The 4,029-nt window shown below is 48.9% G+C and carries 1 protein-coding gene; it reads right to left on the bottom strand.

Annotated elements, in window-relative coordinates; genetic code table 11:
• Window positions 1–255 precede the first annotated feature (255 nt).
• Window positions 256–3,426 (bottom strand): TonB-dependent receptor domain-containing protein, encoded by a 3,171-nt coding sequence (locus ABD028_RS09565; RefSeq protein ID WP_343844475.1) that lies wholly within the window; start codon window positions 3,424–3,426, stop codon window positions 256–258.
• Window positions 3,427–4,029 lie beyond the last annotated feature (603 nt).

Here is a 4,029-nt window from a genome sequence, read left to right as displayed (position 1 = left end):
ACCATTTTTACTGGTAGCTCTGAGCACAGCCAGGCGTTTACCGTCGGGTGAGACACTGGCCTGTTGAATGGCTGGTAACGCGGCGAAGGCGTCCACTTCATACGTGGTTTGGGCCTGGGATATAGCGCCGAATAAGGACAGGCTAACGATTGCTAGCAGTTTTTTCATATTAATTATTTTCCCCAAAACGTCAGAAACAAAAGGCACCAGAGTATTGCTACTAAGGTGCCTTTATTTAGCTCTTTAAGTTAGTTATTAGAAATCCACACCAAAGTTCAGGTAAGCAGTTCTGCCAAACAGGTCATAGCCAACACCAAGAGGGATGTTTCTTCTGGAGAACACACCATCATCATCGGCTTTGGGCGGGGCTTCGTCAAACAGGTTGCGGATCCCGAAAGTGACACTGTAGTTGTCTTGCGTCCAGTTCAGGGATACGTCATGACGATAATAGTCTTCTGTATACCATACCGGGCGGCACTGAATTTCCAGGCCATCGCAAGGTGGAGTGGTGCTGTCATTGGCGAACTCACCGGCTTCGTCCAGCTCACCTGCACCGATAAAGCGGGTGATCCAGCTTAGACGGAAATCATCATAACCAAACGACAGCCTGGCGCTGGCACGCCATTCGGGCATTGCTGGCTCGCCAACGTTATCGTCGATTGAACCAAGAATATCCTCAATCTGCTCTTTCATCTGGGTGGCCTGAAGGTCAAATATGACATCCAGAGTCTTACCACCCAGGACAAAGTCCTGATTATAGTAAATGTTGTAATCAATCCCCTTCGAGGTATACAGACCGGCATTGATAAAGCTGGCATCAAGCATCTGCAAGCGGCCGCTGGCATCGCGGCTGATGCGGTTACAGAAGCCACTGGTACCGTCTGGTTCCTGCTCATTGTCATAACATTGGTCAATAATGTACTGACGAGCAGGTTCAATAATGGCGTCGGTAATCTCGATGTCATACCAGGATACGGACAGCGTTAGATCCAGGTCTTCAATAAACGGCTGTTCAAAGATAAAACCATAAGTTTTTGCTGTTGAGTTCTCTTCCTTAAGCTCTTCAGAGCCGCCGGTGATAATCTCTGTATTGACGGTACTGCTATAGCTGGTCCCGGTCAGACCTAGGCCGAGGGCGGTTGGATCCACCCCATTGTTCTGACAAGCGGTCATTACACGGGCTAAACGGGTTTCTTCCGCTGCGTCATAGGTGGAAGGCAGGTTGGGATCCAGTGATTCCACCCGCGCCGCTTCGGGTACCACACAGTGGTCAGTGACGTTGTTAAAGCCGGTGGTACCGTTCAGGAAACGCTCACGCAGGTTAGGTGCACGGTAAGAGGTGCCTTTGGTACCACGAAGGGTAAACCACTCAACCGGACGATACACCATCTTCAGGCTGTAGGTTGACGCCGGGTCGTAGTAACTTTCATCGGTCCAGCGGCCTGAGGCGGTCAGGGTCAGCTCTTCAGCCCACTCTTTACCACGCAGCAGCGGCAACTCGAACTCAGCGAAGACTTCACGCATATTGCGAGAACCGTCTGCGCCTTGGTCGGTAAAATAGTTATACATCAAGCCTTTGGCGGCGACATCATTGGGATTGGACTCGATTTCGTCTTTGCGGAACTCTGCACCCAGCACCATAGGAACAATTTCGTCGTTCCAAGGTAAGGCAAACAGATCACCTGTTATATAGCCACTGACAATGCTCTGTTTAACCTTGGTTTCCATATAACGTTCGGTAAACAGATAGGCTTCTTCTTCTGCGGTGAAATGACCACCGCCCAACTGAAACAGGTTGTCAGCAAACATATTGACCGGTACACAGCCATCGCTGCCATTACCGCAAGAATAAGTACCATCATCGTTCAGAACAGTAGTGTTCAGTGAATGTTCCAGTCGCGTTGCATGGATACCGTTACGACTGTCATCCCCTTTTGAAGCACTGTAGCCCGCGTATACTTCATATGCCCAGTTGCCTTGCCCCAAATTGTCAAACGCGCCAATGTTACCGGTCACGCCAGTCAGTAAACGGTACTGGGCCACATCAATCTTGTGCAGTTCACGGTCACCACGAATACCATACAGGTATGCACGGGAACGAACACCACCACGGTCAAACCCTAGCATCTCCTCACAATTTATACCGTATGTACCGCAAGGATTGAATGGGTTAGTTTTGGGTACCCAGGGGGCAAAGAAGCCACCAGGCCTGAAGAATTCACCTGTACGCTTGGCATACAGTCCTTCAAAAAATACCGTTGTGTCATTATCGTCGCCAAAACTATGCTCGCCATTTACCATCACGGAGTAACGTTTCAATGGGCTGATAAAGTCGGCTGAGTTGGCGCGATCTGTCCTTTCATATGCATAGAATGGGTCCTGGAAAGAGATGTCCTGCAGACCATCGCCATCACCATCTACCATGCCTGCGTCTAGTATGCCATCACCATTGCTGTCAACGCCGACCCATTCCGGAAATTCTCCTACGTATTGGAAAGGAACGCCCGACTCTGAGAAATTTGGCACACCGACGTTGGTTTTACCTGGGGTGTAATAGAGGCTGCCCCAGAAGTTCTCAGAAATCATCCGGTTTGTCAGTGGGAACAGGTCGCATGAATCTTTTGCCAGCGCAGACGGTGCGCCACTGCGGTAATCGGTTAGTTTATTGCCGGCAGTATCTTCATAATATTGTTCAGTACAATTGCCGGTGAAGGAATTCTGCGCAAGGGTCTGACGGCGCTGATTGTTATATTCCATACCGACAGTGATAAAGCCGTTATCTGTTGTCGTTCCCCAGATTGCGGACAGAATTTCTTCTTCACCACCGGCTGCTTCCGGGTTGGAATAAGATCCTTCAATCTCAAAACCTTCCACATCTTTACGCAGAATAATGTTGGCGACACCGGCGATAGCGTCAGAACCATAAACGGTGGAAGCACCATCAAACAGGTTTTCCACTTTATCGATCATCACGCCGGGAATTAGGTTCAGATCCGGTGCAACAGGTGCACCACCGACGCCAGCTGGCGCGATACGGCGGCCATTCAGGACCACCAAAGTGCGTTCTGCACCTAAGCCACGGAAACCGATAGTCGACGCGCCTGGGCCATTGTCCAGTACATAGCCGCCAAAGCTGTTATCAATCTGCAGACCCGAAGCCTGGTTAGTGCTTTGCAGCATGTCTTCGGCATTGAACAACCCCATTTCACGGGATATTTCTCCACTGATGACCTGTACCGGCGAGGCGCTGGAAAACTCGGCCCTGCGAATACGCGAACCAGTAACAGCGACTTTTTCGACAACTTCTTCTTCGAGAAGGGTGTCTTCCTGTTGTGTTGATTGTGCCAATGCACCCTGCGAAATTCCCACTGTGCCTAACAGTAATGAGTACTGTATGGCGCGAGCGATTTTATGTTTTTTTAACATCATGTCTCCCTTCGCATGCTGCTGCGTAAAACAAGTTCCCTTGTCCACATTGCATGTATTTGTTTTCTTATGTGTTTACTGACTCCATTCAATCAATGAGGAATGAATCAGCGATAGCGTTTTATTACGAAATGATAACAAATGCAAAAAAGTGTAATCACTTTGGCTTACTTTTGAACCTGACCATCTAAGCGCTAAAGCGCAGCGGGCGTTGCAGGTACGCGGTCGGGATAATGCTTCTATAGGATTTGAGTTATATAGGTTTTTCTGGCTAAAAAATATTCTGATTGGCGATGCTCTGTAACGTTTTTATTACGGATTTGATGGTGTGAAGCGCAAGTAATTGTAAGTATTTGTGTCTTTTGTTTGGCTTTTTGGATGATCTTCTGCCGCTAGCTTTGGTTTTCTATCGGTTGCGCCGGAGTTTTAAGTGTTCTGCTCTGTCTTGTTAGTCTATCGGGAAAGGGCCGCTACCAAGCGGCCCCTAACCTTCAACGATTCCCTTACCCACATTTATGCTCAAGCCAGTTAAGCAGCTCGCTGTAGAACAAGGTTTTATGATGGTAGTAAAGGGTATTGGAGAAGTGGTCAGCCCCTTCCAGC

This window comes from Bowmanella denitrificans, from assembly GCF_039522935.1.
Classification (GTDB): domain Bacteria; phylum Pseudomonadota; class Gammaproteobacteria; order Enterobacterales; family Alteromonadaceae; genus Bowmanella; species Bowmanella denitrificans.
This window is presented reverse-complemented; position numbering and strand designations above follow the sequence as displayed.

Coding starts and splice junctions, on each gene's coding strand:
- ABD028_RS09565 (WP_343844475.1), bottom strand. CDS start 3,426: ATGTTAAAAAAACATAAAATCGCTCGCGCCATACAGTACTCATTACTG.